The organism is Achromobacter sp. FW305-C-30-7 (assembly GCF_058783105.1).
The window spans coordinates 619368-633681 of the sequence record NZ_JBYSYI010000005.1; the positions used below are offsets into that span (position 1 = coordinate 619368).

12 protein-coding genes are annotated in these 14314 nt (G+C 66.8%); 4 read left to right on the forward strand and 8 right to left on the reverse strand.

Annotated elements, in window-relative coordinates; genetic code table 11:
• Positions 1 to 10: 10 nt before the first annotated feature.
• Together AC3WOB_RS19800 and AC3WOB_RS19805 are read right to left on the reverse strand one after the other, a co-directional pair.
• On the reverse strand, positions 11 to 1225 hold the full coding sequence (locus AC3WOB_RS19800) for an ABC transporter substrate-binding protein (RefSeq protein ID WP_492275943.1): 1215 nt from the start codon (positions 1223 to 1225) through the stop codon (positions 11 to 13).
• 83 nt (positions 1226 to 1308) lie between these two features.
• Complete coding sequence (locus AC3WOB_RS19805) at positions 1309 to 2103, reverse strand: SDR family NAD(P)-dependent oxidoreductase (RefSeq protein ID WP_013391283.1); 795 nt, start codon at positions 2101 to 2103, stop codon at positions 1309 to 1311.
• A gap of 205 nt (positions 2104 to 2308) precedes the next feature.
• On the opposite strand from AC3WOB_RS19805, the gene AC3WOB_RS19810 reads away from it, so the two are divergent.
• Positions 2309 to 2986 (forward strand): GntR family transcriptional regulator, encoded by a 678-nt coding sequence (locus tag AC3WOB_RS19810; RefSeq protein WP_013391284.1) that lies wholly within the window; start codon positions 2309 to 2311, stop codon positions 2984 to 2986.
• A gap of 51 nt (positions 2987 to 3037) precedes the next feature.
• Here the strand turns inward: AC3WOB_RS19810 and AC3WOB_RS19815 are convergent, their stop codons facing one another.
• The 3 genes from AC3WOB_RS19815 to AC3WOB_RS19825 form a co-directional block, all read right to left on the reverse strand.
• Complete coding sequence (locus tag AC3WOB_RS19815; RefSeq protein WP_013391285.1) at positions 3038 to 3790, reverse strand: SDR family NAD(P)-dependent oxidoreductase; 753 nt, start codon at positions 3788 to 3790, stop codon at positions 3038 to 3040.
• A gap of 214 nt (positions 3791 to 4004) precedes the next feature.
• Entirely contained in the window at positions 4005 to 4655 is a 651-nt protein-coding gene (locus tag AC3WOB_RS19820) for a carbonic anhydrase (RefSeq protein WP_013391286.1), read from the reverse strand.
• A 222-nt stretch (positions 4656 to 4877) separates the two neighbouring features.
• Positions 4878 to 5216 (reverse strand): FxLYD domain-containing protein, encoded by a 339-nt coding sequence (locus tag AC3WOB_RS19825; RefSeq protein WP_492275944.1) that lies wholly within the window; start codon positions 5214 to 5216, stop codon positions 4878 to 4880.
• Between the two features lie 362 nt (positions 5217 to 5578).
• Here AC3WOB_RS19825 and AC3WOB_RS19830 point away from each other — a divergent pair, with 362 nt between their 5' ends.
• Complete coding sequence (locus AC3WOB_RS19830) at positions 5579 to 5914, forward strand: PsiF family protein (protein WP_013391288.1); 336 nt, start codon at positions 5579 to 5581, stop codon at positions 5912 to 5914.
• A gap of 80 nt (positions 5915 to 5994) precedes the next feature.
• Here AC3WOB_RS19830 and iaaH read toward each other — a convergent pair whose 3' ends face one another.
• Together iaaH and AC3WOB_RS19840 are read right to left on the reverse strand one after the other, a co-directional pair.
• Positions 5995 to 7470, reverse strand: a complete 1476-nt coding sequence (gene iaaH, locus AC3WOB_RS19835) for an indoleacetamide hydrolase (protein WP_013391289.1) — start codon at positions 7468 to 7470, stop codon at positions 5995 to 5997.
• 92 nt (positions 7471 to 7562) lie between these two features.
• Positions 7563 to 8333 (reverse strand): class I SAM-dependent methyltransferase, encoded by a 771-nt coding sequence (locus tag AC3WOB_RS19840; protein WP_013391290.1) that lies wholly within the window; start codon positions 8331 to 8333, stop codon positions 7563 to 7565.
• 117 nt (positions 8334 to 8450) lie between these two features.
• On the opposite strand from AC3WOB_RS19840, the gene AC3WOB_RS19845 reads away from it, so the two are divergent.
• Positions 8451 to 9269 (forward strand): helix-turn-helix transcriptional regulator, encoded by an 819-nt coding sequence (locus AC3WOB_RS19845; RefSeq protein ID WP_013391291.1) that lies wholly within the window; start codon positions 8451 to 8453, stop codon positions 9267 to 9269.
• 31 nt (positions 9270 to 9300) lie between these two features.
• On the opposite strand, the gene mutY is transcribed toward AC3WOB_RS19845, so the two are convergent.
• Positions 9301 to 10371 carry an A/G-specific adenine glycosylase gene (gene mutY, locus AC3WOB_RS19850; protein ID WP_492275945.1) on the reverse strand — a complete coding sequence of 357 codons (1071 nt, stop codon included), beginning with the start codon at positions 10369 to 10371 and terminating at the stop codon, positions 9301 to 9303.
• Positions 10372 to 10539: 168 nt separating this feature from the next.
• Here mutY and AC3WOB_RS19855 point away from each other — a divergent pair, with 168 nt between their 5' ends.
• On the forward strand, positions 10540 to 14151 hold the full coding sequence (locus tag AC3WOB_RS19855) for an indolepyruvate ferredoxin oxidoreductase family protein (RefSeq protein ID WP_492275946.1): 3612 nt from the start codon (positions 10540 to 10542) through the stop codon (positions 14149 to 14151).
• Positions 14152 to 14314: the final 163 nt, after the last annotated feature.

Consider the following 14314-nt stretch of genomic DNA (forward strand, 5'->3'; position numbering starts at 1 on the left):
GGCCGCTGGTTTACTTCTGATACTGCCAGACGCTCTTGAAGGCGCCAGGCACGAGCGACATGTTGGTGCCGTCGAACTTGATGTAGATGGCGGATTCCTGGGCGGCGCGGTCGTTCGGACCGAACTCGATCGGACCGGCCATGACACCGGAATCGAACTTCATGGTTTCCAGCGCTTGCAGCACTTTCTCGCGGGTGGGCTGGGGGCCAGCGGCCTTCAGCGCGTTGACCACCGCCATCGCGGGCGGCAGACCGTAGGGCATGTAGGTCTGCGGATGGCCCGGCTTGGCGGCCAGGTCGGGGTAGGCCTGCTTGTACATGTCGTACACCCAGGTCAGCTTGGAGCCGCCCGGCACGTCGGACAGCACTTCCTGGATGTAGACGTTCTTGAAGGCGTCCTTGTTGCCCACGTTCTCGACCAACTGCTTCAGGTCGGCGGTGCCGTTCACCGCCAGCACGATGGGCTTGTTCCAGCCCAGTTCCTGCGCCTTCTTGATGATGAGCGCGGCGGGGCGGGCATACGTGGTCAGCAGCAGCACGTCGGCGTTGGCGGCGCGGATCTTCAGCATGGGCGCGGTCACGTCGGTGATGTTCGGGTTCACCGACTGGACTTGCAGCGACGCGTCGCCCAGCTGCTTGACCTGGGCCTGCGCGGCCTCCAGGTTCCAGCCGCCGTAGGCGTCGTCATGGTTGATGTAGCCGATCTTCTTGGCCTTCAGGTGTTCGGCGGCGAACTGCACCATCGAGCCGCCCACGGCGTGCTGGGAGATGGAGAAGGCGCCATAGATGTACTTGGACGGCGGATACAGCGCGCCGTCGCCCGAGGCGTTGAGCATGACGAGCGGGACCTTCTCGCGTTCGACATATTCGCGCGAGGCCACCACCGCGGCCGAGCAGGAGCCGCCGTTCAGCAGGAATACCTTGTCCTGCTCGTTCAGCTTCTTCACCGCGGCGACCAGGTCGTTGGCGTTGCAGCGGTCGTCCTCGATCACCAGCTCGATCTGGCGGCCATGCACCCCGCCTTCCTTGTTGACCTTGGCGTACCACATCTTGGCCGCGTTCAGCACGTCAAAGCCGTAGGCCATGCCGCTGCCGGACAAGGGCGCGAACAGGCCGATCTTGATGATCTTGTCGGTGATGCCCGGCTCCTGTTGCGCCAGCGCGCCCGTGCTCAAGGCCCACGCGCATAGTGCAGCGGCGGCTGCGTAGCGACTGCTTTTCTTCATCTTTGTCTCCCGTTCTTTTTTGATGCGCGCCTTTGTTGGTGGATGGCGCTTTGCTGCGTTGCCGGCCTGGCCGCCGGATTGCCTTACTGCATGCGGTAGCCGCCGTTGACGTCGATGACGCTGCCGGTGATGTAGCCGGCTTCCTCGGATGCCAGGAAGCGCACGGCGGCGGCCACGTCGTCCACGGTGCCGATGCGGCCCAGCGGAATGGCTTGCGCCGCGGCGGCCAGCGCGCCGCTGCTGGTGACGGTGCTGCGCAGCATGTCGGTGTCGATGAGGCCCGGCGCGATGCCGTTGACCGTGACGCCCAGGTGCGCGGATTCGCGCGCCATGGCCTTGGTCAGGCCCAGCACCGCGGACTTGGCCGCGATGTACGAGGCGCTGGAGCGGTAGCCGCCCAACTGCGCCGCGACAGAGGTGAACGTGACGATGCGGCCGTGCGCCAGCGGCGCGGCCTCGCGCCGGCGCAGGTAGGCGCGGCCGCACAGGAACACGCCGCGGGCATTGACCGCGAAGCTGCGTTCCCAGATGTCCAGCGTGGTGTCCTTGATGAGCGGGCGTTCGCCGTTTTCCTGGAATAGCAGCAGTCCGGCGGCGCTGACGAGCACGGCGATGGGACCGTGCTGCGCTTCGATCTGCTCGAAGGCGTTGTCGACCGAGTGTTCGTCGCTGACGTCGAAGGCATGGGAGGCGTGCGGCGCGCCCAGTTCGTCGGCCACGCGGCGGGCGCGTGCGGCGTCCACGTCCGAGACGATGACGCGCAAGCCGGCGCTGGCCAGTTCCTGGCAGATGCGGGCGCCTATGCCGCCGCCGCCGCCCGTGACGAGCGCAAGGCGCGGGGCCGGACCCATGCCGGCCGGCGTGGATACATTGGACATGCTGTCTCCTGGTAGCGTGCTGTCCGCCTCGGGTGGGGACGTGGCCGCTGGTTTGAATTTTTTGCGATTATGTATACATGGCGTAGAGGCAGGTATAGGGGCTTACCCTAAATCATGTTTGATTTACATCGTGTTTTACAGAGATGTTCCGAAATTCGGAAGCGTGTCTGGCGTCCTATGTATTCTTCATGTATACAATGCGGCTATGGACACGCTATCTCAACACGTTACCGACACGCTGCGGGACTGGGTGCTGCACGGCAAGTTCAGCCCGGGCGCCCGCCTGGAAGAAATCCCGCTGGCGGAAAAACTTGGGGTGTCGCGCACGCCGGTGCGCGCGGCGCTGGCGACGCTGGGCAATGAAGGTTTGCTGGAACATCTGCCCAAGCGCGGCTACACCGTGCGCGCCTATGACATCGGTGAAATCGTGGCGGCCTATGAGGTGCGCGCGGCGCTGGAAGGGCTGGCCTGTCGCCAGGCGGCCCTGCGCGGGCTATCCAACGATGCCGTGGCGGTGCTGAAGAATTGCCTGGACGAAGGGGACCGGATCCTGGGCAAGGGCGTCTTGCTGGCCGAGGACCATCTGCCGTACCAGCAGGTGAACATCACTCTGCACAACGGCATCCTGGAAGCGGCGGGCAACCCCTGGGTGCGGCGCTTCGCGACGCAGGCGCAGGCCATTCCCTACGCCTCGGACCGGATCATCCTGTGGGAAGACCACGGGATCATCCTGCGATCGCATGACGACCATCACCGCATCGTCAATGCAATCATCGCCCGCGACGGCGCGCGGGCCGAGGACCTGATGCGCGAGCACGTGTATTACGCGGGCATCATCCTGAAGAACAACTACGAAAGGCTGGCGCAGGCGTACCGGGTCTGAGGCACGCTTGCGAGTTGTGCGGGCTGGCGGGCTCCGTTTCCTGATGTTCCCTCAGACGGCCAGGTAGCCGCCGTCCACGGGCAGCACCACGCCGTTCACATAGCTGGCCATGTCGGAGGCCAGGAAAAGAACCGGGCCGACGATTTCCTCGGCCCGTCCGGCGCGCGCCATCGGGGTGCGCTGCGTGTACCAGTCCGTGCCCTGCGGGCGCCCACGCACGCCTGCGGTCATGTCGGTCTCCATCAGGCCCGGCGCGATGGCGTTCACGCGCACGCCATGCGGAGCCAGATCGCGCGCCAGGACTTCGGTGAACGAGCGCACGCCGCCCTTCGAGACGGTGTAGCTTGCAGGCGAGGTGCTGCAGCCATAGGCCACGACGGAGCACAGATTGATGATGACGCCGCGCGCGGCCTTCAACTGCTCGACGAAGGCATGCGTGACATTGAAAGTGCCCTGCAGGTTCACGCTCATCACGCGGTCCCAGGTTTCGGGAGTTTTCGGATCCTCGAAGCGCTCGAGGGCGCCGATGCCGGCGTTGTTGACCAGGATGTTCAGGTTGCCGTGGTCGGTGGCGAACCGCTGCGCAAATGCGCGGACCGCGGCGGCATCGGTCACGTCCAGCACCGCTTCTGCGGCCTTGTCGCCTGCGTCGCGGATAGCCTGCGCGGTGGCGGCGGCCGCATCCGCGTCCACGTCGGCCACGATCACGGTCGCGCCTTGCTGCGCGAAACCCCGCGCGATGGCCGCGCCCAAGCCGCGGCCGGCGCCGGTAACGAGGACCCACTTGTCTTGCATCGATATCATGGTCAGCCCCTTTGGCGGCTCAGGTTCTCAAATTATGGACGAAAGTCGTCCATAATTATGCGCGAAGGGGTTTTTCTGGTCGAGGGAAGGGGTGGGAAATTTATGGCCTGGCGGTTTTGCGAGGGCGAGCGGGTCAAGCGGCCGCGGCGCGCAGGAACAACCAGGAAAGGCCGGCGCAGGCGTGCCGGGGCTACCGCACGCCTGCTACCGCGCCTTACGCCGCCGCGGGCGATTCCAGGCAGGGCTTGAATTCACCGGTCGCGGGATCGCGCAGGTACAGCAGGCCGGTGGCCACGCCGAAGTAGGTGCCGTGCAGTTCCAGGTCGCCCTTTTCCACGCGGCGGCGGATGGACGGGAAAGTCATCAGGTTGTTCAGGCTGTGTTCGACCGTGGCCAGTTCCAGGCGTTTCAGGTTGGCCTGGCGGTCGCCGGTGCCGGGGCCCAGGCGTTGGGCCACGGGTTCGATCTGCGACATCCACTTGCCGATGAAATCGCCCTTGGTCAGGGGCTTGGCGTCGTCGAAGAAGGAGCGGATGCCGCCGCAGGAGGCGTGGCCCAGCACCACGATGTGCTTGACGTTCAGGCCGTTGACCGCGAATTCGATCGCGGCGCTGGTGCCGTGGTACGAGGATTCCGAGTCAGGGTCACAGGGCGGGACCAGGTTCGCGACGTTGCGCACGACGAACATCTCGCCGGGGCCGGCGTCGAAGATGACTTCGGGCGACACGCGCGAGTCGCAGCACCCGATGATCAGGATTTCCGGGTTTTGTCCCGATTCGGCCAGCTTTTGATATCGGCTGCTTTCCGAAGGGAAACGGCCCCCCAGGAAAGATTGGTAGCCTTCGGTGAGTCTTTTTGGAAACATGATCTTTTCTTCCTCGTAGCTGGAGCCAGGCGTGCTGGCGCGTCGGCGCACGCAACAAGGGGCTTCGTGTGGAAGCCCCTTTTATTGAGTCGACGAGTGGAATTTTCCCATACTTGACCTTGCGCCATGCTGTCTAAACCCTGTGGGAATCAGGGTTTTTGCCGCGGGCTGCCTGCGCTCCCGGCGTGGGCGCCTTTCTGGCGAGGGCCGCCGGGGGGAAGGTCAGCGGGCGTCGACGCCCAGCGCGGTGACGCGGGTGAACTGCAGCGGCGTGACGGCCCGGATCTGCTTGATCTGGCCGGGCGCCAGCGGGCCGACGACATCGTCGCGCACTCGGCCGATCTCGCGGCCCTGCGCGTCGTACAGCACGAAGGTCAGCATGGCGCTGTTGACGTGCCGCGCGGACTGGTTGGAAAGCAGGCCGGTGATGGCCGACAGGTTCTGGTTGACGTCGCGCACCGCCTGGACATTGCCCAGCGTGACGCCGTAGACCAGGCCCTGCGCGCCGGCGGCGCCAGACAGGCCGGCCAGCAGCGCGAACGAAGCAAGGGCAAGTTTCATTGTGGTCTCCTGAGCAGCCACGTGGCGGGCGCCATTTTCACCCGCAGGGCGGTCGTCGCCGCCTCTGGACTGGGGGCATGCTTATCTCACACCTTTCCCGTCTTGTACACAACGGGGCAAAGGGATGAATGGGTAACAGGGTGCTTGGATTGGTCGCAAATTCGCCTGCGTGGATGGCGTGTCCACGGGGAGGCCGCTGGCGGTTTCAGGGGCATGTCAGGCCTTGGCGATTCTTGACTTTCCGCACCCTTGCGCAGGGTTCGGGTTTGTTCGATCATGACCGGGCCGGCGATTGGGCCGGCGGACCGTGCGGCCCGCCTTTGCGACTGAATCCAGGCGCGCGGGCGCCAAGGGAGGAACCCATGCTTTCCCGTACCAGCCAATTGGCCTCGGCCTTTCTGTTGACCGCTTGTTTCGCCGGCGCGGCGTTTGCCCAGACCCCTGCGGCCCCCGCTCCCGCCAAGACGCCCACGCCGCAGCAGCAGCGCATGGCCGACTGCAACAAGTCGGCGGAAGGCAAGAAGGGCGACGAGCGCAAAACCTACATGAGCAGCTGCCTGAAGGGCGAAGCCGCCGCGCCCGCCAAGGAGCTCACGCCGCAGCAGCAGAAGATGAAGGACTGCAACGCCAAGGCTACCTCGCAGCAGCTGACAGGCGACAAGCGCAAGACGTTCATGAGCACCTGCCTGAAAGGCTAATGCCAACATAGCCCATCGCCTTGCCAAAAAAAACGCCAGCCCATGAAACAGGCTGGCGTTTTCTTTGCATGAAGCGCTTGTCAGCCGCCGGAGCGTCCCGGCCCTTGCAACCGCCCCAGCACGTTCTCCAGCATCAGTCCGACCGCCAGCACCTTGCGGTCCTCGCCCGGCAGTCCATCAACCTCCAATCCCACCGGTAGCCCGTCCGCCGACAAGCCCGCGGGCACGCTCAGCCCGGGCAGGCCGGCGTTGCTGCCCGGATCGACGTTGCGCGCCAGACGGCCGAAGCTTTCGAAGCTGCTGGCGTCCGGCGTGGCGGCCATCGGCTGGATCGGCACGGTGGGAAACAGCAGGCCGTCCAGCGCATGGTCCTGGAACGCGCGGCGATACACGTTGATGAGCTCGTCGCGATGCGTCGCCATGGCGCGTTCATAGAGAGGTTGCAGCGGCAGCACTTCGCCCGAGGGCAGGGGCAGCACGCCTGGCACGATCAGGCCGTCGAAGATCCCTTTCACGTCCGGGCTGGATATCTGCGCCACTACCTGCTCGAAGGTGACGCCGGTTTCGTAGCGTTCGAGATAGTCCGTCAGGTCTCCCTTCTGTTCATGCAGGCAGACGGGCATGCCGACCGCAGCGTTGCTGGCCTCCAGGCCGGGCATGTCCAGTTCCACCAACTGCACGCCGGCCGCGCGCAGCTTGGTCAGCGCGGCGTCCATCACGGCCTGCACCTGCGGATCCAGGCCTTGCCAGAAGTAGCCGCACAGGCCCAGGCGCATGCCAGCCGGGGGCAGTGCGGACAGCGGCTGCGGATCTCCGGCAAGCACCGCATCCAGCAGCACGATGTCGTCCATGCTGTTGGCTATCGGTCCCGGCGTGTCGCGGGTATGCGAGATGGGCGTGATGCCGGCGCCGTCGTAGCGCCCCACCGAAGGGCGGAAGCCGACCGCGCCGTTCACCGCCGCCGGCAGGCGCACCGACGCGCCCGTGTCCGTGCCCAGCGCGGCCGGCGTCAGGCGCGCGCCCACCGCTGCGCCACTGCCCGAGGAGGAGCCGCCCGCGATCAGGCTGGCGTCGTAGGCGTTGCGCGTGCCTTCGCCATGCGTGCCGGGAAAGGCGGTGTTGTAGCCCGACACGCCGAACGCCAGTTCGTGCATATTGGTCTTGCCGACGATGACGGCGCCGGCTTCGCGCAGCCGGCGCACCACCGGTGCGTCCTCGGCCGGACGGAAATGCTTCAAGGCGGGCGTGCCCGCCGTGTTGGGCAGGCCGGCGACGTGGATGTTGTCCTTGATGGCGATAGGCACGCCAGCCAGCGGCAGCGCGGTCCCATCAGCCTGGCCGCCGGCGGCGTCACGGGCGCGGGCCTGGGCCAGCGCGCCTGCGCGGTCCACGGTGATGAAGGCGTTGAGGTCCGCGCGGGCGTCGATGCGGTCCAGGCAGGCCTGGGTCAGCGCAACGCTGGTGAGCCTGCCTTGCCGGATCAGGGCCGCGGCCTCGGTGACGGTCAGGTCCACCGGTGACGCGGCGGGCAATGGCTGGTTGGACGTATCGGACATGGCGCTTCCTTACCTGTACGGGATTCTGTCGAACCCATACCTATACAGGTCGGAGCGGGCGCTGTCGAGCGGGTCCCGCCGCAGCGGAGGAATCAGCCCGGCTTTCTCACCACGATGGTGGCCGTGTCGCTGGTGAAGGACGCGTCGTCCTGCACCTCGAAGTGCGTGCGCACCACGTCAGGCGCGATGCCGAACATATGGCGCAATGCCGCCACCAGCGTGTCCGGCGTGCGCATGCGCACGACCCAGGACTGGAACTCCAGCGGCAGGCGGCGCGGCGCCAGGCCCTGCAGGGTGAAGCCGGCTTCGGTCAGCATGCGGGTCCACTCGGCAACCGAGTAGTCGCGCACGTGCGAAGTGTCGCGCAATACCTCGATGGTCTGCAGCCAGGTATCCAGCAGCGGCTCGCCCGGCGACACCACGTCGGCGAACACGGCGATGCCGCCGGGTTTCAGAACGCGGAAGGCTTCGCGCAGGCCGCGTCCAGCATCCTGCCAGTGGTGGGTGGAATAGCGCGACATCACCAGGTCGAATTCGCCGTCGTCGAACGGCAGGTACTCCGCCTTGCCCTGACAGGTGGCCAGGTTGGCCAGCCCGCGCTTGGCGGCCTCGCCCGCGACCACGTCCAGCATCTGCTGCGACAGGTCATAGGCGGTGACGTGCTTGACGTGCGGCGCGACGTGAAAGCTGACGTGGCCGCCGCCACAGCCCAGGTCCAGCAGCCGGGCTTCGGGATGCTGCGCGGCGATGCCTGCCATTTGCAGCAGGTCTTCGCCCTGGGCGTGTACGGCGCTGGTCAGGTAGGCGGTCGCGCGCGGGCTGAATTGGCGGTCGACGGCGGCGTCATGGGTGCTGGCGGTCATGAGGAATCCTTGGGTGGCTGGGGCTGCCGCGGGGGGCGGAAAGCGTTGGGAAGCGGTGGCCCAGGCGCTAAGATAGGCGGCTGCCCATACACGTACAAGTCCATTGCTCATCCTGGTATGACTACTTCCCCCCAAACCGGCGCCGCCGGCCATGAAGGCTCTCCCTTGCGCCGCCAGGCGCTGGGCGAATTTGTGCGCAGCGCCCGTTCCCGCATCACGCCCCAGATGGCCGGCTTGCCGGAAGGCATGCGCCGCCGCACGCCCGGGCTGCGGCGCGAGGAGGTCGCCCAACTGTGCGGCATCAGCGTCACCTGGTACACGTGGATCGAGCAGGGACGGGAGGTGTCGGTGTCGCCTTCGGTCTGGTCGCGCATCGCGGGCGTGCTGCAACTGGCCCGCGCCGAACGCGCCTATCTGTTCGACCTGGCCGACTGTGCCGACCCTCAGCACGGCCGCGACGATGCGGGCGCGCCTGGCCCCTTGCAGGAATGCGTGAACGCGATCAATGCGCCGGCCTACGTGCTGGACCGCGCCTGGAACGTGCTGGCGTACAACGAGCCGTTGCGCGAGCTGTTCGACAACTGGCCGGCGCGCGACGCCGAACCTAATCTGCTGCGCTACATCTTCCTGGACCCCGCCGCGCGCGAACTGGTGGTGGACTGGGACCAGCGCGCCCGCCGCGTGGTGGCGGAATTCCGCGCCGACGCCGGCGCGCATCTGGATGAGCCGGGCGTGCTGGCGCTGCTGGACAGCCTGAACCGCCAGAGTCCGGTGTTCGCCCACTGGTGGACGCGCCACGCGGTGGTGGAGCGCGAAGGCGGTTTGCGTGAATTCCAGCATCCGGGGCGCGGCAAGCTGGCCTACCAGCAGATCACATTCCGGTTGGCGACGCATCCGGATCTGAAGCTGGTGATGTTGCTGGGCGGGGGCGAGTAGCCGCATCAGGCGGCGCCTTCGCCGCTGCCGCTCAGCCCTTGAACAGGCTGTCCTGCATCCCCGCCTCTACCAGCCCTTGCAGCAGCTTCTTGACAGGCGCGGGCAGCGCCACTGATGCCAGTTCATCCGCCGCCACCCAACGTTCCGGCCTGGCGGACTCGCGCAGGCCGGCTGCGCGCACCGGCACCAGCCAGGGCCGGATGTGCAGGCGGTAGTGTGTGAAGGTGTGGGCAAAGGCGGCCAACTCGAAGCACTGTTCGGGTTCCAGGCCCAGCGCGCGCGAAGCGCTGTCCGGATCTTGCGACACGTCGAACTCGGGCAGGCTCCACAGCCCGCCCCAGATACCGGGCTCGGGCCGCTGTTGCAGCAGGAAGGCGCCTTCGTGCCGCAGGACCAGCATACAGGTCTCGCGTTCGGGGATCGCCTTGCGCGCCTTGGGCGTGGGCAGTTCGGCCTGGCGGCCTTCGCGCTTGGCCACGCAACTGTCCGCCGCCGGGCACGCATCGCAGGCGGGCTTGCCGCGCGTGCATAGCGTGGCGCCCAGATCCATCAGGCCTTGCGTGTAGGCGGCCATGTCCAGGCCGGGCGCGGCTTCGACCTGCGCATCCGCCAAGGCCCACAGTTTCTGTTCGACTTCCCGTTTGGTCGGGTCGCCGGCGATGCCGAAGTGCCGCGTGAACACCCGCTTGACGTTGCCGTCCAGGATGGGCGCGCGCTCGCCGTAGGCGAACGCGGCGATGGCCGCCGCGGTCGAGCGGCCGATGCCGGGCAGCGTGGCGATGGCTTCGGCCGTGGGCGGGAAGCGGCCGCCCCAATCTCGCGCGATCTCTTGCGCGCAGCGGTGCAGGTTGCGGGCGCGAGCGTAGTAGCCCAGTCCGGCCCAATAAGGCATTACGTCTTCCTGGGCGGCCGCGCCCAGCGCGGCCACGTCCGGGAAGCGCTGCAGGAAGCGTTCGTAATAGGGAATGACCGTCGCCACCTGCGTCTGCTGCAGCATGATCTCGGAGAGCCAGATGCGATAAGGATCCCGGGTGTTTTGCCAGGGGAGATCGTGGCGGCCGTGACGGCGCTGCCAGTCGACGATACGAGGGGCGAAGTCCATGGCGGCAATTATCGCATCGCCCTATTGCCGGGGGTGGGGCGAGCGGTTACAACCAATGGAAACAGAAGCGCGCCAGCGCCCGCAATTCACGTCCCTTGCTCGCCCGCGTGCGCTTCAAGAGGGTGTCGCGCGTTGCCGGCAGGGGTTCCTGGATCCCTTGGAGTCGACATGAACGCTCCTGCTTCGCCTGCCTTGCGTGCCGCGCTCGAATCCGTCCAGCTGGACGACAAGTACACCCTGGAATCCGGGCGCGCCTGGATGAGCGGCATCCACGCCCTGGTCCGCCTGCCCATGATGCAGCGGGTGCGCGATGCGCGCGCCGGCCTGAACACGGCGGGCTTCGTGTCCGGCTATCGCGGCTCTCCATTGGGCGGCGTCGACCAGAACATGTGGAAGGCGGCCAAATACCTGAAGGCCCACCACGTCGAGTTCCAGCCCGGCATCAACGAAGACCTGGCCGCTACCGCGGTGTGGGGCTCGCAGCAGGTCAATCTGTTTCCGGGCGCCAAGTACGACGGCGTCTTCGGCATGTGGTACGGCAAGGGGCCGGGCGTGGACCGCTGCGGCGACGTCTTCAAGCACGCCAACGCGGCCGGCACCGCGCGCCACGGCGGCGTGCTGGTGGTGGCGGGGGACGACCATCCCGCCAAGTCCTCGACCTTGCCGCACCAGAGCGACCACATCCTCAAGGCCTGCATGATTCCGGCGCTGTTTCCTTCGAGCGTGCAGGAGGTGCTGGACTACGGGCTGCATGGCTGGGCGATGAGCCGCTACGCGGGCGTCTGGGTGGGCATGAAGTGCATCACCGATATCGTCGAAGTCTCCGCCTCCGTCGACGTGGATCCGTATCGCGTGGAGATCCTGCTGCCGCTGGACTTCCAGCTGCCGGCCGACGGCCTGAACATCCGGCTGCCCGACACGCCCTTGCAGCAGGAGGCCCGCCTGCTGGACTACAAGCTTTATGCCGCGCTGGCCTATGCCCGCGCCAACAAGCTCAACCGCGAACTCTGGCACGTGCCGCAACGCGACGCGCGCTTCGGCATCATGACGTCCGGCAAGGCCTATCTGGACACGCGCCAGGCGCTGTCCGACCTGGGTTTGTCCGAGGCCGTGTGCCAGCGCATCGGCCTGCGCCTGTTCAAGGTGGGCATGGTCTGGCCGCTGGAATCCACCGGCATGCAGGGCTTCGCCGAAGGCCTGGACGAGATCCTGGTCGTGGAGGAGAAGCGCCAGGTGCTGGAGTACCAGTTGAAGGAAGAGCTGTTCAGCTGGATCGGCAGCGGCAAGAAGATTCCGCGCGTGGTCGGCAAGTTCGACGACAAGGACGGCGGCGAATGGTCGGTGCCGCAAGGCAATTGGCTGCTGCCGGCGCACTACGAATTCTCGCCCGCCATGGTGGCGCGCGCCATCGCCGCGCGCTTGTTGCGTTTCGAGTTGCCTGCGGACGTGCGCGCCGGCATCGAGGCGCGCCTGGCCTTCATCAGCGGCCGCGAACAGGAGCTGGCGCGCCCGCGCGTGGTCGAAGAGCGCAAGCCCTGGTTCTGCTCGGGCTGTCCGCACAACACCTCGACCCGCCTGCCGGAAGGCTCGCGCGGGATGGCCGGCATAGGCTGCCATTACATGGTCAGGTGGATGGACCGCAGCACCGATGTGTTCACGCAAATGGGCGGCGAGGGCGTGCCCTGGGTGGGACAGGCGCCATTCACCGAGGAAAAGCATGTGTTCGCCAACCTGGGCGACGGCACCTACTTCCATTCGGGCCTTTTGGCGATACGCGCGGCGGTGGCGGCCAAGGTGCCGATCACCTACAAGATCCTGTTCAACGATGCCGTGGCGATGACGGGCGGGCAGCCGGTGGATGGCCCCTTGAGCGTGCCGATGATCAGCCGCCAGATGGCCGCCGAGGGCATCGAGAAGATCGTGGTGGTCACCGACGAGCCTGGCAAGTACAAGCAGATCGAAGGCCTGGCGCCGGGCGTGCCGGTGCGGCACCGCGATGAGCTCGACGCGGTCATGCGCGAACTGCGCGAGCATCCCGCGGTATCGGTGCTGATCTATGATCAGACCTGCGCCACCGAGAAGCGGCGCCGGCGTAAGCGCAACGCCTATCCGGACCCGGCGCGCCGCGTGCTCATCAACGAGCGCGTGTGCGAGGGCTGTGGCGACTGTTCGCAGAAATCGCACTGCCTGTCGGTGGAACCCCTGGACACCGAGTTCGGCCGCAAGCGCACGATCAACCAGTCCAGCTGCAACAAGGATTTCTCCTGTCTGAAGGGCTTTTGCCCCAGCTTCGTAACTGTGGAGGGCGGCAAGCTCAAGAAACCGGGCGCGTTGGAGCAGGACGGCGCCATCGACGAGGACGTGCCGCATCCGGCCGCGCGCGAATTGCACCAGCCCTACGGCGTCTTCATCGCCGGCGTGGGCGGCACCGGCGTAGTCACCATAGGCCAGCTGCTGGGCATGGCCGCACACCTGGAGGGCAAGGGCTGTTCGGTGCTGGACATGGCGGGCCTGGCGCAGAAGGGCGGCGCCGTGTATTCGCACGTGGTGCTGGCGCAGACGCCGGACCATCTGCTGAACACGCGGGTCGCCATGGGCGAAGCCGACCTGCTGCTGGCCGGCGACCTGGTCGTGGCCACCAGCGCGGAATCCATGGCGCGGCTGAATCCGGACCGGACGCGCGTCCTGCTCAACAGCGACACCGCGCCGACCGCGGCCTTCGTCAGCAATCCGGACTGGACGCTGCCGGGCGCCAACCTGGTCGCCGACCTGGCGGCCGCCTGCGGCAAGGAGCACCTGGCCTCCGTCGACGCCGCCGCGCTGGCTGTGGGCCTGCTGGGCGACGCGATCTATTCCAACCCGCTGATGATGGGCTACGCCTACCAGAAGGGCTGGATCCCGCTGTCGCAGGAGGCGCTCTTGCGCGCCATCGAACTGAACGGCCAGCAGGTACCGAACAACCTCTCCGCCTTCGCCTGGGGACGCCGCGCGGCGCACGATCTGGCGGCCGTTAAACGCCTGATCGCCAACGGTGGCGCACCATCCCGGCCGGAAGGCATCATCGAACTCAAGCGCCCGCGCGCCGCCAGTCCGGTGCTGGAACTGAAGAAGCCCACAGGCGAGCTTGAGCAGTTGGTGGCGGTGCGCAAAGCCTTCCTGACCGATTACCAGAACGCGGCCTACGCCCGGCAATACACCGAATTGGTGGACAAGGTCGCGCGGGCCGAGCGCGAGGCCACGGGCACCAACCGGCTGGCGCTGGCGGTGGCGCGCTACTACTTCAAGCTGATGGCTTACAAGGACGAGTACGAAGTCGCGCGACTGTACTCAGACGGCGAGTTCGTCAAACGCGTGCAGGCGCAGTTCGAAGGCGACTGGAAGCTGCGCTTCCACCTGGCGCCGCCGCTGTTCGCGCGGCGCGACAAGAATGGCCACCTGATCAAGCGCAGTTACGGTCCGGGGATGTTGCGGGTTTTCCGTGTGCTGGCGAAGATGCGCGGCTTGCGCGGCACGAAGCTGGACCCGTTCGGCTACACGGCCGAGCGCCGCGCCGAACGCGAGCTGATCCGCGAATACGGGGAGACGATGACGGCGATCCTGTCGAAATTGAACCGCGGGAACCTGGAGCGCGCCGTGGCCTTGGCCAGTTTGCCCGAGGATATCCGGGGATACGGGCATGTGAAGGAGGCGGCGATGGAGCGGGTGGCTTTGCGGAGGGGGGAGTTGTTGAAGGGATTTAGTGCGAGTGTGGTTTCTATTGGTGGGGTTCGGGTGGCTTGATCTTGGCTTTATTGTGGCGGGGCTGGTTCTTGATGCGGGCGGGGCTGGGTTCTTGATGCAGACGGGGCTGGGTTCTTAAGACGCCTGTCGCGTCGGCGGCCTGCGGGGCGCGGGGCAACGATTGCGGTCCGGAGCGTTCGCTCCGGACTTCCCCATCCTCATC

Bases quoted from the DNA above. Each gene is read 5' to 3' on its own strand.
- AC3WOB_RS19800 (WP_492275943.1), bottom strand. From the start codon at position 1,225: ATGAAGAAAAGCAGTCGCTACGCAGCCGCCGCTGCACTATGCGCGTGG.
- AC3WOB_RS19805 (WP_013391283.1), bottom strand. From the start codon at position 2,103: ATGTCCAATGTATCCACGCCGGCCGGCATGGGTCCGGCCCCGCGCCTT.
- AC3WOB_RS19810 (WP_013391284.1), top strand. From the start codon at position 2,309: ATGGACACGCTATCTCAACACGTTACCGACACGCTGCGGGACTGGGTG.
- AC3WOB_RS19815 (WP_013391285.1), bottom strand. From the start codon at position 3,790: ATGATATCGATGCAAGACAAGTGGGTCCTCGTTACCGGCGCCGGCCGC.
- AC3WOB_RS19820 (WP_013391286.1), bottom strand. From the start codon at position 4,655: ATGTTTCCAAAAAGACTCACCGAAGGCTACCAATCTTTCCTGGGGGGC.
- AC3WOB_RS19825 (WP_492275944.1), bottom strand. From the start codon at position 5,216: ATGAAACTTGCCCTTGCTTCGTTCGCGCTGCTGGCCGGCCTGTCTGGC.
- AC3WOB_RS19830 (WP_013391288.1), top strand. From the start codon at position 5,579: ATGCTTTCCCGTACCAGCCAATTGGCCTCGGCCTTTCTGTTGACCGCT.
- iaaH (WP_013391289.1), bottom strand. From the start codon at position 7,470: ATGTCCGATACGTCCAACCAGCCATTGCCCGCCGCGTCACCGGTGGAC.
- AC3WOB_RS19840 (WP_013391290.1), bottom strand. From the start codon at position 8,333: ATGACCGCCAGCACCCATGACGCCGCCGTCGACCGCCAATTCAGCCCG.
- AC3WOB_RS19845 (WP_013391291.1), top strand. From the start codon at position 8,451: ATGACTACTTCCCCCCAAACCGGCGCCGCCGGCCATGAAGGCTCTCCC.
- mutY (WP_492275945.1), bottom strand. From the start codon at position 10,371: ATGGACTTCGCCCCTCGTATCGTCGACTGGCAGCGCCGTCACGGCCGC.
- AC3WOB_RS19855 (WP_492275946.1), top strand. From the start codon at position 10,540: ATGAACGCTCCTGCTTCGCCTGCCTTGCGTGCCGCGCTCGAATCCGTC.